12 protein-coding genes are annotated in these 17,230 nt (G+C 39.8%); 9 read left to right on the top strand and 3 right to left on the bottom strand.

The window, feature by feature from the left end; translation table 11 throughout:
• Positions 1-15 precede the first annotated feature (15 nt).
• The gene (locus tag K1720_RS00320) at positions 16-861 is read left to right on the top strand and encodes a TatD family hydrolase (RefSeq protein WP_251949238.1); all 846 of its coding nucleotides are present in this window, start codon (positions 16-18) and stop codon (positions 859-861) included.
• A 111-nt stretch (positions 862-972) separates the two neighbouring features.
• A complete protein-coding gene (locus K1720_RS00315) occupies positions 973-1,398 on the top strand; it encodes a hypothetical protein (protein WP_251949237.1) in 426 nt (141 codons plus the stop codon).
• Here K1720_RS00315 and rtcA read toward each other — a convergent pair.
• From rtcA to K1720_RS00300, 3 genes are read right to left on the bottom strand one after another with little or no spacing between them, the layout of a single operon-like run.
• A complete protein-coding gene (gene rtcA, locus K1720_RS00310) occupies positions 1,395-2,447 on the bottom strand; it encodes an RNA 3'-terminal phosphate cyclase (RefSeq protein ID WP_251949236.1) in 1,053 nt (350 codons plus the stop codon). The two genes, K1720_RS00315 and rtcA, sit on opposite strands and share 4 nt — an antisense overlap.
• Complete coding sequence (locus K1720_RS00305; protein WP_251949235.1) at positions 2,444-3,613, bottom strand: hypothetical protein; 1,170 nt, start codon at positions 3,611-3,613, stop codon at positions 2,444-2,446. Before K1720_RS00305 ends, rtcA begins: the two co-directional genes overlap by 4 nt.
• A gap of 35 nt (positions 3,614-3,648) precedes the next feature.
• Entirely contained in the window at positions 3,649-4,161 is a 513-nt protein-coding gene (locus K1720_RS00300; protein ID WP_251949234.1) for a metallophosphoesterase, read from the bottom strand.
• Positions 4,162-4,314: 153 nt separating this feature from the next.
• Here K1720_RS00300 and K1720_RS00295 point away from each other — a divergent pair, with 153 nt between their 5' ends.
• The 7 genes from K1720_RS00295 (at position 4,315) to K1720_RS00265 (ending at position 17,185) form a co-directional block, all read left to right on the top strand.
• A complete protein-coding gene (locus K1720_RS00295) occupies positions 4,315-4,809 on the top strand; it encodes a hypothetical protein (RefSeq protein ID WP_251949233.1) in 495 nt (164 codons plus the stop codon).
• Positions 4,809-13,013 carry an LAGLIDADG family homing endonuclease gene (locus K1720_RS00290; RefSeq protein WP_251949232.1) on the top strand — a complete coding sequence of 2,735 codons (8,205 nt, stop codon included), beginning with the start codon at positions 4,809-4,811 and terminating at the stop codon, positions 13,011-13,013. Before K1720_RS00295 ends, K1720_RS00290 begins: the two co-directional genes overlap by 1 nt.
• Before the next feature lie 46 nt (positions 13,014-13,059).
• Positions 13,060-13,482, top strand: coding sequence for a translation initiation factor IF-2 subunit beta (locus tag K1720_RS00285; RefSeq protein ID WP_251949231.1), 423 nt, complete (start codon positions 13,060-13,062; stop codon positions 13,480-13,482).
• A 121-nt stretch (positions 13,483-13,603) separates the two neighbouring features.
• Positions 13,604-15,172: a carboxyl transferase domain-containing protein gene (locus K1720_RS00280; protein WP_251949230.1), complete on the top strand. Its 1,569-nt coding sequence runs from the start codon at positions 13,604-13,606 to the stop codon at positions 15,170-15,172.
• Between the two features lie 10 nt (positions 15,173-15,182).
• Positions 15,183-15,566 carry an OadG family protein gene (locus K1720_RS00275; RefSeq protein ID WP_251949229.1) on the top strand — a complete coding sequence of 128 codons (384 nt, stop codon included), beginning with the start codon at positions 15,183-15,185 and terminating at the stop codon, positions 15,564-15,566.
• Between the two features lie 2 nt (positions 15,567-15,568).
• Positions 15,569-16,045 (top strand): acetyl-CoA carboxylase biotin carboxyl carrier protein subunit, encoded by a 477-nt coding sequence (locus K1720_RS00270; protein WP_251949228.1) that lies wholly within the window; start codon positions 15,569-15,571, stop codon positions 16,043-16,045.
• Positions 16,046-16,051: 6 nt separating this feature from the next.
• Positions 16,052-17,185, top strand: coding sequence for a sodium ion-translocating decarboxylase subunit beta (locus tag K1720_RS00265; protein ID WP_251949227.1), 1,134 nt, complete (start codon positions 16,052-16,054; stop codon positions 17,183-17,185).
• Positions 17,186-17,230 lie beyond the last annotated feature (45 nt).

The raw sequence follows: 17,230 nt of genomic DNA, 5'->3' as shown, positions 1-17,230 counted from the left end.
CTCTTGGTGATGGTGATGATAATATTTGATAATCATTTTCACGTGGATCCGTTTAAGGGCCTCTTTTTGGAAGCAGTCAAGCAATTTCATCGAGCTGGGGGAACGCATCTGAATGTAATCTACAAGACAGCTCATGACTATGGATTTGCAGGAGTTAAAGCGGAGGATTTCATAAAAGCCATGGATTTTCACTTAGAGCTTGTAAAAAAAATCAACAAAGAAAGCCCTGTGAAAGCTTTTGCAGTAGTTGGCGTCCATCCAGCTGAATTTGTATATCTCGCCGAAAAGAAGGGCCTTGAGTATGCTAAGAATGAGGTTATGAAAGCCCTCGAATATGCCCAAAAACTCTGTTTTGAGAGAAAGGCCATAGCGATTGGGGAAATAGGAAGGCCACACTATGAAGTTAGCGAAGAAATATGGGAAGCAAGCATAGAGCTCATGAAATATGGGATGAGCCTAGCAAAGGAGGCCGATTGCGCTGTTCAACTCCACACAGAAAGCTTCAATGAGAAGAAGTTTAGGGAGCTTGGGCAGATTGTTAGAGAAGTTGGAATAAGGCCATATAAAGTTGTGAAGCACTATTCTCCTCCCCTTATTAAGGTGGCTGAAGAAGAGGGTGTCTTCCCGTCTATACTAGCAAGCAAAAAAACTCTAATGGAAGCTCTCATGCAAGGGAGCAGATTCTTGATGGAAACGGATTACATAGACGATAGGAGAAGACCTGGGGCAGTTCTTGGACCTAAAACTGTACCAAAGAGAACTTTAGCCTTTCTTCAGCAGGGGTTAATGAATGAAGATACTGCATACAAGATCCACGTGGAAAATCCAAAAAAGGTTTATGGAATAGACCTCGAGGAGTAATCCTCTAACTTTCAGCTTTCATTTCTGCTGATTTCGCTTTTCTGATTCGTCTGCTATATATTAACCCTTCGGGAGAAGGGAAAATTATAAATACCCGGAGGGAGAAGGGAAATGGAGCTTCGGGATTATTTAATGCCCGGTGAATATATAGTAAGTGTTGTTGATGGGCATTATGAAATGAACTCAGAAAAATACAATAGGATCGCTATTACAAACAAAAGGATACTTATTTATAACGAGAAGCCTAAACTGGGCATCTTGAGAGGTGGTAAGGGAGATATTAAGTCAGTAAGGTCATGGCATTTTGGCACCATTGATCATGTGGAAATTAATCTAAAGGAACGTGTTCCTTTAGCAATGGTTTTTAAGCATCAACCGGCAGTGTGGATAAGACTCAAAAATAGAGAATCAGTATTAATCTGGATAAGTAAGTGGGATGCGCTTAATGATTTTAATAAACTACAGTCTGCTTTTGAATCTGCTGCAAAAAAGATTGAAGAGGTGAAATTTTTGGAGAGGTACAAATATTATTTCTAAATCCTTATTCTTTTCACAACCCTAACCTTTCCAGGCTTCCCAACATCTCCCTCAATCTCAAAGACCTTTCCAAAGAACTGCTCCACAACCCAGATGTTAGTGATCAAATGCTTTGTGATCTCACTCACCCATATTTCTCCTCCAGCAAAGGCCAAAAACGGTATGAGTTGATCTCCCAAGAATTTCTCTACTGCGTACCTTGGTTTTAACTGCTCTAATAGTTCTCTTGCTGCCTCTTTACCTACAACCTCCGCGGGCTTTCCTCTCTCTCCTAAAGCATCCCCACCCAACCGAAGGACATCTGTGTTTGCCCAGATAACAATTCCACTGCCAGGGCCGAAGTGGGGATCTTCCCCTTGTTCATAGTACTCCTCGTTGATTTTCACTGGTACGGATGGATAAGCTCTCTCGAGAATCTCTTTTGCAGCTTTTGCTTGTCTTACAGCTACGTGAGAAGGCAATCTTACTGCATGGCTTATTCCTCCAAAGGCGAGAATTTTGTTAAAAGTTTTTGCTATTAGGCGTCTTTTTGTTTCCCACGGAGACACTTTTCCCGTGACAAGTCCTCTTCCTCGTGGATAGTGTCCACGTCTCTTTATTTCTATTTTTGCTTTTATTCCAAGCTTGTCGAGAGCATAAAGGGTCACATATTTCAAATAATCAACAGGAGGAGACCATGCAACATCAGTCCCCCCTGTTATCTCAAAAGTAACTTCCTCTTCAGCGAAAACCATAGCTGGGAGAAGAGCCTGAAGAACGAGACTTATACTGCCGGCGGTCTTTATGGGTACCTTAATATGTTTTGCTCTGATGCTCTTTGGATAAAATTCAAGCTCGGTTGAGCTTTCTTTGGCTCCCTTTACTTTCGCATCGGATAGTTCTTTTAGTCCTAAGATTCCATATAGATGTTGAGGTCTTAAGCCAGGCTTAGAGCGCTTTGCTCGGATATTGATAATCTTTATCGGTTCTCCCGTGATTACTGAGAGGGCAATAGCAGTTCTGAGAATTTGCCCCCCACCTTCCCCATAACTTCCATCAATGACTTTCATTTATCTTCACCAAGAAATAATGAGAGAGCTTCCTTTAAAAGTTCTATTGGCTCTTTTTCTGGCCTTTTGCTTTGAAGCCTGTTGAAGAGCTTAACAAGTGTTATAATGCCTTTAAAAGTTCTGTACTTGGTAGGGATTTCCTCCAGGATTTCTAAGGGGATTTCAAGGCCAATTTCTTTTTCTAGGATCTCCTTCATCTCCTTGTTTTCTAGAGAGGGTAGTTTTATTTTGATCGGGAGCATTATGCCATCGTATTTTGTGGGATTTTTGGTGTCTACAATTATCGTAAATCTCTCTTTTATTTTCGCAACTTTTCCTTTGAGTTTTAGGAAACCCTTTTCCTTAATCCTGGAGAGCTTTTCCAATAACTCTAGAGGCGGCTCTTGTAGGATTAGAAATCCTTTGCATGCTTTGAGAAATAGTGGAGCATTGTATATACTATCGTTTAGTGGTTGGAATTCAAAGTCTTCCATCGAATCAATGTATCCATCCCATACTATAACCGGGGGTTTTATGAGAATTTCTCCTTTGTTCTTTGCTATGACTTCATGAAGATCTTCATCAAAGATTTTTACAGTAAAATTCCCTATCTTTATGCTCTCAGGTATCTTAACGGCGCCTTTGGTCACACTTTTCAAAATCTTTGAAATAGGAAGTTCTGCATAATTTATTATTAATGCATCCTCCATAAGCTCAAGAGGCTTAAGCTTCTCTTTGATACTCTCGGGAAGGTTAATTTCATCTAGATCAACTCTCAACGGTTCTTCTTTTAACTCCATTCCCACTGTCTTTTCCGTCCTTGCCTTAATTTCTTCTAAAAGGTCTTGACTTACTGAGGTTATCTGGTAAATCTCTCTTTTTCCTTGAAGATACAAAACTCCATTTGAGAGCAATCTCAACCCAAAACGAGCAAGAAACGCTGAAAGCTCGCTCTCAGTCCTTGTGCTTATTATTTCCTTTCCTTCAACGCTTTCGTATCCTTGGTCCACGACTACAAAATCTGCTGGGTGTATGCCTTTCTCATAAAGGAATTGTTCTAACAATTCTTTTGCAAGATCTTTATTTTCTGCGTAAACTTTGATGAATTCAACTATCTCATTCTTTCTAACTCCAATAAGGACGACACCATTATACCTCTCTTTAGGGGTTAGGAGGTCAGTTTCCATGATTTCCCTTAGGTTTTTCTTTCTTATATCCTTTTTCAAAGGCTCATGAAGCCTAGAGGTTCACCACTCTCAAGATCTATTATTTTTATCTCCCTCTTTCGCGTGTCTAAAAATGCCACACTCTTTATTCCACTTACATAGCCGCACACTTCGCCTGGATTGAGAACTATGCTTCTACCAGTTTCCCTAATTTCATATTTGTGAGTATGTCCTCTAATGACTACATCATAAAGCTGGCTTTTGACGAATGCTTCTACAATTTTTTCATCTGTACCGTGGAGAACGATAATTCTAAGACCGTCTGCGTCTATTTCTAGGATCTCATCTTTTACACCAATTGTGTTTTTTAGTCCTTCTCTTTCACCATCATTGTTGCCAAAAACACCTTTTAATGGTGCATTAAGTTTGGAAAACTCTTTTTTAACAAATGGGGCAATATAGTCGCCTGCATGTAGCACTAAATCCACACCTGCATTGTTAAAAACCTCAATAGCTTTTGAAATTGCCGGGAGGTTGTCATGAGTGTCACTCATTATGCCTATCAACATGTTATCACCTCTGATATACTCAAAAACTATGGGTTTATATTTTTATCCTGTTTAAAAACTCTTTCCACCTTTCGGAGAGATTGTTTCTGCATAGGCTAAAGCTTAAGAACATCACAGTATCAACATTTTATTGCACGATGTGGGTGAGATAGGATGTTAATAGGGAAAGCCCTTATTCCAGTTAAGGTACTAAGATCATTTGGGACGTGGAAAAGTGGAGATACTATCTTAATAGAAGACTGGAAAGCGAAGGAACTCTGGGAAAATGGGATAGTAGAGATTATTGATGAAAGTGAAAAAATAATTCGTGAGCTTGATCAAGTAATTGCTGAAGAGAAAGCCAATGAACCAATAGTACCGATTCCAGAGGGCCTCTATTCAAGGGCTGAATTTTATATATATTACTTGGAAAACTATGTTAAGAATAAAGTGGAAATCGATATAGATGTCATTAATGCAAAGGTGACAAAACTTTCCAATCTTAAGAAGAAGTATCAACACCTGAAAAAACTCCGATTTAAAAAAATATTAACTGCCATAATGTTTCGTCCTGCGAGTTTGGAGATTTTAAGTAGACTTTCACCTGAAGAAAGAAAAATATATCTTCAAATTTCTCAAATAAGAAATGAATGGTTGGGGGAGAGCTAATGGATAGGCAGGATATGATTGAGAGATTTGTAAAGTTCCTAAAGGAATACGCAGATGACGAGGGTAATCAAATATATTTGAACAAAATTAGAGATATTCTCACAGTTATTCCTAGAAGATCTATAGGTATCAGTTGGGAGCATTTAAACGCGTTTGATCCAGAACTTGCTGAAGAACTTCTTGAGTCCCCGGAAGAGGTTATTTTGGCTGCTGAAGATGCAATCCAAGTAATTCTTCAAGAGGAATTCTTTAGGAAGGAACCATTTAAGATCCATGCTCGCTTTTTTGAGTTACCAAAAACTTATCTAGTGAAGGAACTCGGGAGTGAGCATATAAATAAGCTTATCCAAGTGGAGGGTATAATAACAAGAATAACTGAGGTAAAGCCGTTCGTTTCTAGAGCAGTTTATATATGCAAAGACTGTGGGCAGGAAATGATCAGATTGCAAAAACCTTTTGCCACCCTCATAAAACCAAACAAATGTGAGGCGTGCGGAAGTAGAAATCTTGAACTTGATGTGGATAAAAGCACTTTTCTGAACTTCCAAAGTTTTAGGCTTCAGGACAGACCAGAAAGCCTTAAAGGTGGCCAAATGCCACGTTTTGTAGATGTTATCCTCTTAGATGATCTTGTTGATATTGCTCTTCCAGGTGATAGAGTTATAATTACAGGTGTTATGAGGGTTGTTCTTGAACAAAAAGATAAGAGGCCCATATTTAGAAAGATAATTGAGGCAAATTACATAGAACAGCTTAGCAAGGAAATAGAGGAGCTTGAGATAACTCCCGAGGATGAACAGAAGATCAAGGAACTTGCAAAAAGGAAGGATGTTGTTGATGTCATAGTTGATTCCATCGCCCCTGCAATATATGGAATGAAAAAGGAAAAGCTGGGTATAGCGCTCGCATTATTTGGAGGGACAACAAGACAACTCCCTGATGGGACGAGATTGAGAGGAGAAAGCCACGTTTTACTTGTAGGAGATCCTGGAGTGGCCAAGTGTGTTGATTACAATACTCAAGTTGTTCTCGGAGATGGTAAACTAAAGAAGATTGGAGATATTGTAGAAGAAGCAATAAAGAATGCCGAAGAGAATGGGAAGTTAGGTAGAGTGGATGATGGTGTTTATGCTCCAATAGATCTTGAACTTTATGCCCTCAATTCCAAGACACTCAAAGTAGAAAAAGTTAAGGCTGATATAGCATGGAAAAGGAATGCTCCTGAAAGAATGTTTAAGATCAGAACAGCAACCGGGAGAGAGATAAATGTTACTCCAACTCATCCATTTTTTGTCTTTGAAGATGGTGAGTTTAAGACTAGAAAGGCAAAAGAACTTAAACCCGGCGACTTTATCGCAACTCCTAGTAGGTTGCCTATTGAAGGTGTTAAAATTAGACTCTGGGACATCAATATAGAAACACCGAAAACTGGTAAGAAAAGGTTAATGCTCCCTGAATTTGCTGATGAGAAGTTTTGGTATGTTGTAGGACTGCTTACGGGAGAAGGGTATGCACAAAAAAGGAACGGCAGTGCAACTATTTTCTTTAAAAACAATGAAGAAGAGCTGATAAACGTTGTCTATAACTATCTTAAAGAAATTGGGTTGAATCCAAGGATTAGAATACCTTCTATTGGAGAAATGTCTAAAGAAGTCTACGTAAATAGTGTGGAGTTATATCAGTTGCTTGAACATTTTGAGATTGTTGGTAACTCCTCAACCAAAAAAGTACCACCCCAATTATTTGGTGCCAGGATCTTGGATATAAAGGCGTTTCTTAGAGGATATTTTGATGCAGAGGCGACTGTTGATAAAAATAGAGCAAAGATTGCTGTGGTTTCAGCTTCAAATGAGCTTTTAAGGGGTGTTCAATCTCTCTTATTAAGGTTTGGAGTCATTTCTCAACTCCACGAAACAAAGAATATTGCCACGAATGGGAAGATGCAGGAAGCTAAAAAGTATTATCGCCTGTTTATAACGGGAGAGGATGTTTTAAGGTTTAAAATGAGTATTGGATTTGGGAACAAGAAAAAGTCAGATCTCCTTGAGAAAGTTACCTCTGGGAGAAACTTCAATACCAACATTGATATTATTCCAGGTGTTTCAAAATTACTAAAAGACTTTAGAATCCTCGCAGGATTAACTCAGGGAGAGATGGGAATCAACCGCTCAACGTATCTCCATTATGAGCGTGGAGATAGGTTACCAAGCAAAGAAAAACTTAAGCGCATAGTGGAAACTTTGGAAGAAAGATTGTCAAATGAACTGGATAGATTTAAGACACTTAAACTCCTTGCTGGATCGGATATATTCTGGGACAAAGTTGTTGAAATTGAAGAATACAAACCAAAATATCCTTGGGTTTATGATTTACAAGTTCCTGAGCACCATAACTTTATTGCGAATGATATTTTTGTACATAATAGTCAGCTTCTGCGTTATGTGTCTAATTTAGCGCCAAGGGCCATTTACACAAGTGGGAAGAGCTCAAGTGCGGCCGGTTTGTGTGTTGGACCAGAGTCTTTGATAGTAACTAGCAGTGGGATTCAGAGAATAGGTACCTTAACGGAAAGGTGGATGAGGAGTGTTGGAAGTATTCAGTACTCGGAGAGCGTTGAATATGCCCCATATATTGATGAAAGTATCTCTCTGGAGGAGGGGAAACTCAAAGATTCTCCTATGAGTAAAATATGGAAACTTAAAGCTCCAAGAGAGCTTGTGAGATTGAGAACGATAACCGGAAAAACCTTAGAACTAACCCCTGAGACAAAATTGATGACAATTGAGGACGGTCAGATAACATGGAAAGAAGCTGGGAAGCTCAAGATCGGGGAGTATGTGGCAGCGGTTAGGACTATTAAGGTAAGTGAAAAAGAAGTGTACACTCTAGAACTCCTCACAGACTTGGATGACTTGATTATTTATGGAATTAAAGGAACTGTCAAACGCCTCATAGAAAGAGCAATCTCTAAGAAGGGAATCACTAAGAGAGAGCTTGCTAGGGAACTAGGAACCAACGAAGATGTGCTATATTACAATTGGATAAACCCCAATGCAAGAGGCAATATAAGAATGAAACACTTAAAGAAACTGGTAGAGTTAGCTGAAGCTTGCTGGGAAGAGATTATCCCATTAGAAGTCTCACTTCAAAGGGGGACGAAAATAAAACTCCCGCACAAACTAGATGAGAAGCTAGCGTATTTCGTAGGATTGGTTGCCGGTGATGGTGATGTTTCAAAAGCAGGATGGGGTGTCTCAATAAGATTTTCCAATCATAATAAGCACATGAGATACAGATTCATAGAACTCACAAGGGAGTTATTTGGCATTGAAGCAGTTGAGCATCTTCAAGAAGAGAGGGTGCCTGCCGTCAGATTCCATTCCAAGATAGTTGCTCACCTTATTGAAAAGCTTGGAGTGCCCCTTTCGCCCAAATCCCCAAATCTAGATCTTCCCAACGAATTCTTCAGAGCATCTAAGAATGTTCTAGCGGCTTATATTAGGGGGTTGTTTGACTGTGATGGTACAATCGTGATACGACAAAGGGGCTCATCTTATCTGGAATTCGACACAACAAGCGAGAAACTTGCTAGAAAGCTCCAGCTGGCCTTATTGCGGTTTGGAATAATCTCTCACCTAAGAAAGAGAAGAAAGGCAGGTACGACAACAACGGTAAACGGACATAGAGTAACTTCAAGACATGATCGCTGGGAACTTAAGATATATGGTGAAAACATCATCAGATTTGCCGCTAGAATAGGCTTTGAACACCCAGAAAAGGCAGAAAAGCTCAGCATCTTAGTGGACAAAATGAAGCTTGCAAAGACAGACACAAACGTGGATGTTGTACCAAACATAGGGAAGCTCATTAAAATGGTCAGGAGGTTCTATAGGCTTAGCATAGAAAAGACATATGGTTCAGGCTTTGGGGGACTTGTTGAAAAAGAAAAGAGGCATTTATCAAGAAGACTTCTCCAGAGAGTTGTTAAAACCCTGAAAGAGGCATCTCTAGGTGATATCTCCGTTGAGCTTCCAGAAGATATCAGAAAGAAGATTGGAATCACTATAAGTCCAGAGGATTTAGGAATTGAAAAGAGAGAATTCTATGAACTTTTCAGGAGAAATCGGCCAAAACGAGTGTCATATAACCTTTTGATTAAAGCTGCTAGGATTCTTGAGGGACGAAATAAGGAATTGTATCATGAACTTATTTGGTTCTTGAGTGAATTGTATGAAGAAGAACTAAGGATCAGGGAGATTCTGAAATTCCTTGAGGAACTCTCGAACTCCGATCTCCTTTGGGAAAAGGTCGTAAGTGTTGAAGAGTTTGAGTCACCATACAGATATGTTTATGACCTTACTGTAGAGGGCTCTCACAGCTTTATCGCCAATGGCTTTGTTGTTCATAATACTGCAGCAGCCGTTAGGGATGAGTTAACAGGTTCTTGGGTTTTAGAAGCCGGTGTTCTCGTCTTAGCAGATATGGGTGTAGCATGTCTCCATCCTGATTCAAGAGTGCTTGTAAATGGGGAGTACGTCCCAATCAAAAAGTTATTTGATGAATCGAAGTCCTACAAAGCTAGATCAAATGGTGAATTAGTGGATATACAAGAAGAAAACCTTGAGGTTGTCTCATTTGATCTTGAAAAAATGAAAAGTGGCAAATCCATTGCAACAATTATTAGAAGAAAGCCATGGAAAGGGGAGTTAGTTAAAATAAAATTCCGGTCCGGTAATGAACTGGTTCTTACACCAGATCATTGGCTGATTGATGGGAAGACACTAGAGTGGAAAGAAGCTGGAAAATTCGAATCTGGGGATTTAATTCTTGCTCCTCTTAAACTTCCCGAAGTAAAAGATAAAGTCTATATTCTTGATATTCTCCCAGAAAACTGGAGGGTTAAATTAAACAAAGAAGAGAAAGAGGAGCTAAAGAAAGAGGTTTTAGCAAGATTTAAGAGCCTTGCAGAGTTTAATAGGTATTACGGTGTTTCAAAAGACTTTCTATCGGGAAAAGGTGCCATAAAAGTTGGTAAATTTAGAGAAATACTCAAGGATTTTGGCATCTATGAGGCATGGAAAAAGCGAACCTTGGCATATGGACCGTATGCAAGAAGAGAGAGACTCAAAACTTCATATGTAACCCCAGAGATGGCGTATTTCTTTGGTTTCCTGTATGGAGATGGATGGATTCAAAAAATTGGAGATAAGGTTCAGATAAGTATAACTCAATCTGTTGTCAATAAAAAGCAAATTGGTAGACTAAGGGAGGTTTTTGCTTCGTTCTATCCAATAAAACTTAAAGAGCATAAGAGAATCACCTCGAGCGTTCTGGCTGGAAACAAAATTTCTAGTGAAAAAACGATCTTCTACGTGAATTCTCCTTTATTGGGGTATATTTATGAGTATCTAACAAAAGAAAACCTGAGAAACGTATTTAAACTTGATGATGAAGCCCTTAAAGCATTCATTGCTGGAGTTCTTGATTCGGATGGATGTATCTCAATAAAAAGGAGTAAAAAGGGAGAGGTAGTTCATATTGAGTTCCTCATATCTAATGATCTCGAAAAAGACAAGGCATTCGCATTGCTTCTCAGAAGGTTTGACATATATGCAAGAGTCTTAAAGGACAAACGAGAACGTGTAAATAGAATTCAGATAACTGCTAGGAACGATGTTAGAAATCTTTTAGATGCTGTTAGATCATACAGTGTGAAGGTTAAAGAGATCCCTAGGATAAAACGCCTTGTACCTTCAAGAAGTGATAGAGCGCCCATGGAACCAGTTAAACGGCTCGCTAAAAGGATAGTAAACGAAGTTCCAACTTCAATTCTTTTAGAGAATGGGCTCTGGAGTACTCTTTATGCGTATTCTAAAGGCTCTCGTGTTCCTAGCAGAATGCAGCTTCGTAAGATTCTTGAGAGGCTTTCAGAATATTTAAAGCCAGACATCAAAATCAAACTTAAAATATTGGCAACAAGGGACTATTTCCTTGATGAGGTGGTAAGGATAGAGAAAATACCATATGAAGGTCCTGTCTATGATCTTTATGTTCCGGGTTTACATAACTTTGTAGCTGAAGGAGTAATAGTTCACAACTGTATAGATGAGATAGACAAAATGAGCGATAGAGATAGAAGTTCTATTCATGAGGCCCTTGAACAGCAGAGCTACCATAAGGATTTTGAAATTTTCTTAGGTAATGGTCAGAAGGTTAAAATAGGCCAATTCGTCGATAAACTAATTGAAGAAAATCGGGATGAGGTTATACTCGGTAAAGACACTGAAATACTCCCTGTTAATGATGTTTATCTTCTAGCTTACGACCTTGAGAAAAAGGAAGTAATAAAGGTCAAGGCCGATCGTGTAAGCAGGCACAAAGCTCCAAAAGAGTTTATAAAACTGCGCTTCTCAAATGGAAGGGAAATAACGGTAACTCCTGAGCATCCGATAATGGTATGGGAAGATGGGAGAATAAGGGAAAAACCCGCAGAAATGATAGAGAGGGATGATATTGCCATAGGTGTGGTAGGCTATTCATTCAAGGGTTCTTCAGAAGGTGGCAAAGAGCTGGCGTTGTCACTTTTTAGTGAGAAAAATCCATTTAGGTTTAAAAAAGACGTACAAATACCAAAAAGGGTATTCACACTAAAAGAGGAGGAGTTAAAGGAATTTATTCAAGTAATATGGGAACGCAGGAAATGCAAACTTGCCGGGCGGGAATGTATAAGAATACCCACGCGAAAAATGGCTGAGGACCTTCAGGATATATTGTATATTCTAGGAGTACCTACCAAGTTAAGGGAAATAAGGCCTGCTTATGCGTTAATTCCATACACAACTAGGGGTATTAGAAGGTTATCCGAAATACTTGGAGAAGAGGTTATGAGTAATGAAACTGAGTACTTCCCGGGAGATATAATAAAAGACCTTATAAAATCTGCAAGGCTCATTGGAGTAAGAGTCTCAATTAATGAGAGGAATAAACTCACAAGGAGTATAACAAAAAGGGAGCATGTTGAAAGTCTTTTGAAAAGAATTGAGGAAAAGATGGAAGATCTTCAAAGATCATTGGAAACAGATCCTGTGAAGGCATTAGAGATCCTTCCGCAGTCATACGTGTATTGGAGATACAGGATAAGCAAGAATAAATTGAGACGACTCGTAATAAAAAACGACCCATGGGCATTGAGAATACTAAGTAGCGAGATAGAAGCGAGGTTAGGGAAAGTTAGGAATATTGTGATGAAGGTTAAAAGACTCATGGAAGGAAACCTGGTCTTCCTTAAGGTTGTTAGAGTGGAAAGGATTCCAAACACAGACTCGGAGTGGGTATATGACGTTACTGTTGAGCCATATCACCTTTTTGTTTCTCATGGTTTGGTGCTTCACAATACCGTCAGTATATCAAAGGCAGGAATCACGGCAACTTTAAATGCAAGAACTACTGTTATAGCGGCCGCAAATCCAAAATATGGAAGATTTAACAGGATGAAATCTCTCCCAGAACAACTTGATCTTCCTCCTACGTTGTTAAGTAGATTTGATCTTATTTTCGTACTCCTGGATGAACCAGATGAGAAATTTGATTCAGAGATAGCGGAGCATATCCTTAAGGTTAGGAAGGGAGAAGCAGAGTTAGTTGCCCCTAAAGTCCCTTATGATCTTTTGAAGAAGTATATTGCATATGCGAGGAAAAATGTTCAGCCGATTCTTAGCAAAGAGGCTATGGAGGAAATAAAGCGCTACTATGTAAAAATGAGAAGAACGATAGGTAGGGGATCTGAGAGCGAGGGCATTAAGCCTATACCCATCACGGCAAGACAGCTGGAGGCTCTTATAAGACTTAGTGAAGCGCATGCTCGCATGAGATTGAGCGAAGTGGTTACAAAAGAGGATGCAAAAGCAGCTATAGAGCTTGTAGAGTATACTCTGAGGAGAACTGCAATGGATGAGGAGGGTAATATTGATGTCAGCATTTTAGAAGTTGGAAAGTCTTCGAGAAAAATTAACAAAATGGATAGAGTGCTGAGCATAATAAAAGAGCTCCAAGACCTTGAAGATTATGGTGCGCCAAGAGATGAAGTTATAAAGGAAGCTAGCAGGCAGGGGATAAGTAGAACGGAGACTGAGAAAATAATAGAAGAGCTTAAGGCAAATTCAATGATATATGAACCAAGATCCGGGTATTACAAGGTTTTGTGAAAAAGTTAATAAAGCAACTTCAGAAAGTATAGCAGGGTGAGGAAAAATGGAGCATGATTATCATGATTATGAAAAACTATTGGAGAAGGCTTATGAGGAACTTCCTGAGAACGTGAAACATCATGAATCTAGATTTGAAGTTCCTGCTGCAATTGTCACTATAGAGGGTAACAAGACTCTGATAGAAAACTTTAGAGATATCGCTGAGGCCATGAACAGAGACCCGAACCACTTACTTAAATTTGTCTTAAGAGAAGTTGCTACTGCTGGAGTTTTGGAGGGAAGAAGAGCAGTACTTCAAGGTCGTTTTACTCCCTACATGATAGCCAACAAGCTGAAAAAGTATCTTAAAGACTATGTTATCTGTCCTGTTTGTGGTTCACCAGATACAAAGATCACCAAAAAGGATCGCTATCACTTCTTGAAGTGTGAAGCTTGTGGTGCAGAAACTCCAATAGCACATCTCTGAATTTTATTTTATCTCTTCTTTGATCACATGTATTCTTTTGGACATTTTATGGCTATGAAAACTCTTTTAAAGGCCTTTACAAACTACAAAGTAGTTAACCAATGGTTATGGGGGCAGTCTTATGAGCATGGAAGAGAAGGTTAATGAGTTACATAAAAAGAAGGAAAAGATTCTGGAAATGGGTGGAGAAGCTAAAGTTCAAAAGCAACATGAAAAAGGCAAACTCACGGCAAGAGAAAGGATTGAGAAGCTTCTTGATCCAGGGAGTTTTGTTGAAATTGGCATGTTTGTGAAACACAGAAACACGGAATTTGGTCTTGATAAGATGGAGCTTCCAGCTGATGGTGTTGTAACTGGTTATGGTACGATTGATGGAAGATTAGTCTTTGTTTTTGCTCAAGATTTTACAGTGATGGGCGGTAGTTTAGGAGAGATGCATGCGGCTAAGATAAAGCGTGTCATGGAACTGGCTTTAGAAGCAGGTGCTCCGATAATAGGCCTTAATGATTCTGGAGGAGCGAGGATTCAGGAGGGGGTAGATGCTCTTAAGGGATACGGTGAGATCTTTAAGATGAATACTATTTTGAGTGGTGTTGTTCCACAAATAACCGCTATCATGGGTCCATGTGCGGGTGGTGCAGTATACAGCCCAGCAATTGGTGATTTTATTCTGATGGTTGAGAATCCAGCGACTTTCATGTTTATCACAGGACCCCAGGTAGTTAAAGCAGTCACTGGAGTAGAAGTATCTCCAGTTCAACTTGGTGGTGGTATGATTCATGCTCAAAAAAGTGGCCAAGCTCATTTGATCGCTAAAAGTGATGAGGAAGTTCTTATGCTAATCAGAAGGCTTGTGGGGTATCTCCCATCAAACAATATGGAGAAGCCACCAAGGTTTCCGACCAATGATCCACCATTTAGAAAGAGTGAAAAACTTTACGAGATTGTTCCGGATGATCCAAACAAGGGGTATGACGTTAGGCAAGTTATTTATGAAATTGTAGATAGAGATGCAAACGGAAACCCTGATTTCCTTGAAATTCTGCCATATTTCGCTCCAAATGCAGTGGTGGGTTTTGGAAGAATGAACGGTCAAACAGTGGGGGTCATTGCCAATAACCCAATCCACTTGGCAGGTGTTCTTGATATTGACAGTTCAGATAAGATTGCAAGGTTTGTAAGAACCTGTGATGCATTTAACATTCCAATAGTTACCCTTGTGGATGTTCCGGGATATCTTCCGGGAGTGCAACAGGAGTATGGAGGAATCATTAGACATGGTGCTAAGGTTTTATACGCTTATTCAGAGGCAACAGTCCCAATGGTCACAATTATCTTAAGAAAGGCTTATGGTGGAGCTTATCTTGCAATGGGAAGCAAACACCTTGGAGCAGACTTTGTTTTTGCCTGGCCAACAGCAGAGATAGCAGTTATGGGCCCAGAAGGTGCGGCAAATATCATCTTCAGGAAAGAAATTGCTAAAGCCGAAAATCCAGAGGAAGTTAGGCAACAAAAGATCAGAGATTACAGGGAGAGATTTGCCAATCCATACGTTGCTGCGAGCAGGGGTTATATTGATGATGTCATTGACCCCGCAGAAACTAGAGGTAAGATCATAATGGCCCTTGAGGCCTTAGAGAGTAAGAGGGTTAAACTCCCACCAAAGAAACACGGTAACATACCATTGTGAGGTGCAAAAAATGGTTACTTGGGAATTTTTCCTTGAGGGCCTTTATATTACTATTTTAGGAGTAACCGTGGTTTTCTTAGTGCTGAGCATTTTGGCATTAGCAATGTATGGTATTGGGTACTTGGAAAGGACATTAATTGAGAAAGAAAGGCAAGTTATTGAGACTCCACCAAAACCTAAGGAAGAAGTTAAAGTGGAGGAAAAGAGACCCTCTATCGAACCAAAGAAGCTTGCAATTATTACTGCAGCAATTTTGGCCTATGTAGCTGAGAAAAATGCCCAACTCAGGCCGTTACCCTTTAAGAAAAAACCTTCAGACGCTTGGCGTTTATATGGTGTTCAATCTCAAATAGAGGAAGTTGAAAACTTTAATTATGAAATGGGGGCATGGTGAGGATGAAAGGTAAAGTCAAGGTCATTGTTGATGGTGTTCTTTATGAAGTTGAAGTTGAAGAACTTGGAGGAGGAAGGTTTAAAGTCAGCTTTGAGGGAGAAAGCTATGATGTAGAAGCTAAAGATCTTGGAATTCCGATGGGTGTATTTCAAGCACCTGCTCAAAGTGTAAGTGTACCCTCTGCACCTGCACCATCTCTTCCTTCGGCCCCAACTCCCGCAGCTCCAGTTGAAGTGCCTAGCGCTCCTACACCCTCTGTTAGTGGGGAAGGCGTAGTCACTGCTCCAATGCCAGGTAAGATCTTGAAAATTCTCGTTAGGGAAGGAGAGCAGGTCAAATTGGGCCAAGGACTTCTTATTTTGGAAGCCATGAAAATGGAAAATGAGATCCCTTCCCCTAGTGAGGGAGTTGTAAAGAGAATTCTTGTTAAGGAAGGAGATACAGTTGACACAGGACAAGCATTGATAGAACTTGGGTGATGGAGAATGGGATTGGAGCAAGCAATAGTTGACTTTTTTACTAATATTGGTCTTTTTCATCTAACAATAGGAAATGTAATAATGATCTTAGTTGGGTTTACCTTAATGTATCTGGCCATAAGGTATGAAATGGAACCCTTGTTATTGCTCCCAATTGGGATTAGTGCTGTATTGGTAAACCTTCCATTAACAGGAATTTTGAGTGCTGATCCTCATCATCCAGGGTTGTTTTATCTTATCAAGCACTACCTCATCGATACAGAAATAGTGCCATTGCTGATATTCTTTGGATTGGGAGCAATGACAGATTTCGGACCAATGATTGCTGATCCAAAAACGGCTTTACTTGGTGCAGCAGCTCAGATAGGTGTTTTCATTGCAATGCTTACAGCCGTTGCTTTAGGTTTTAACCCCCAAGAAGCAGCTTCAATAGGGATTATTGGTGGAGCTGATGGGCCAACTACAATTTACCTTACAACAAAGCTTGCTCCCCATTTACTTGGAGCTACTGCTGTTGCAGCTTACTCTTATATGAGCCTTGTTCCAATAATCCAGCCACCGGTGATTAAGGCCCTAACGACACCAGAAGAAAGAAAAATAAGAATGGAGCAATTAAGGCCAGTTTCAAAGAGAGAAAAAGTTATCTTCCCAATTGCTTCAATGATAATTATCGGTCTTTTAGTACCTTCAGCTGCCCCGTTAGTTGGAATGCTAATGATAGGAAATCTCTTTAGAGAAAGTGGTGTCGTTGAAAGACTCAGTAAAGCTGCTAGGGAAGAGCTTATGAACATTGTCACGATCTTCCTTGGTCTTGGTGTTGGTTCTACAATGCAGGCAGAAAGCTTTTTGACCTTAAGTACTATAAAGATCCTCCTTCTTGGTGTTATTGCTTTTGCTAGTGCTACTGCAGGAGGAGTCCTCTTAGGAAAGTTCATGATGAAACTTAGTGGTGGAAGGATAAACCCAATGATTGGTGCAGCTGGAGTATCGGCAGTCCCGATGAGTGCAAGAGTTGTCCAAAAACTAGCGACAAAAGAGGATCCTGGGAACTTTATCCTCATGCATGCTATGGGTCCAAACGTTGCTGGAGTTATTGGAACTGCAGTAGCTGCTGGTGTGCTATTGTCAGTTTTAGGATGATTTTTCTTTTTCACTGTATTTTTTCACTAAATTGTCCTGTAAATT

This window comes from Thermococcus argininiproducens, assembly GCF_023746595.1.
Lineage (GTDB): Archaea > Methanobacteriota_B > Thermococci > Thermococcales > Thermococcaceae > Thermococcus_A > Thermococcus_A argininiproducens.
The sequence above is the reverse complement of the archived record's forward strand: the minus strand, read 5'-3'. Positions and strand labels throughout refer to the sequence as shown.

What these genes read in the sequence shown, in the direction of transcription:
- K1720_RS00285 (WP_251949231.1), top strand. Translation starts at nt 13,060, where the DNA reads ATGGAGCATGATTATCATGATTATGAAAAACTATTGGAGAAGGCTTAT.
- K1720_RS00290 (WP_251949232.1), top strand. Translation starts at nt 4,809, where the DNA reads ATGGATAGGCAGGATATGATTGAGAGATTTGTAAAGTTCCTAAAGGAA.
- K1720_RS00320 (WP_251949238.1), top strand. Translation starts at nt 16, where the DNA reads ATGATAATATTTGATAATCATTTTCACGTGGATCCGTTTAAGGGCCTC.
- K1720_RS00275 (WP_251949229.1), top strand. Translation starts at nt 15,183, where the DNA reads ATGGTTACTTGGGAATTTTTCCTTGAGGGCCTTTATATTACTATTTTA.
- K1720_RS00315 (WP_251949237.1), top strand. Translation starts at nt 973, where the DNA reads ATGGAGCTTCGGGATTATTTAATGCCCGGTGAATATATAGTAAGTGTT.
- K1720_RS00280 (WP_251949230.1), top strand. Translation starts at nt 13,604, where the DNA reads ATGAGCATGGAAGAGAAGGTTAATGAGTTACATAAAAAGAAGGAAAAG.
- K1720_RS00305 (WP_251949235.1), bottom strand. Translation starts at nt 3,613, where the DNA reads ATGGAAACTGACCTCCTAACCCCTAAAGAGAGGTATAATGGTGTCGTC.
- K1720_RS00300 (WP_251949234.1), bottom strand. Translation starts at nt 4,161, where the DNA reads ATGTTGATAGGCATAATGAGTGACACTCATGACAACCTCCCGGCAATT.
- rtcA (WP_251949236.1), bottom strand. Translation starts at nt 2,447, where the DNA reads ATGAAAGTCATTGATGGAAGTTATGGGGAAGGTGGGGGGCAAATTCTC.
- K1720_RS00295 (WP_251949233.1), top strand. Translation starts at nt 4,315, where the DNA reads ATGTTAATAGGGAAAGCCCTTATTCCAGTTAAGGTACTAAGATCATTT.
- K1720_RS00270 (WP_251949228.1), top strand. Translation starts at nt 15,569, where the DNA reads ATGAAAGGTAAAGTCAAGGTCATTGTTGATGGTGTTCTTTATGAAGTT.
- K1720_RS00265 (WP_251949227.1), top strand. Translation starts at nt 16,052, where the DNA reads ATGGGATTGGAGCAAGCAATAGTTGACTTTTTTACTAATATTGGTCTT.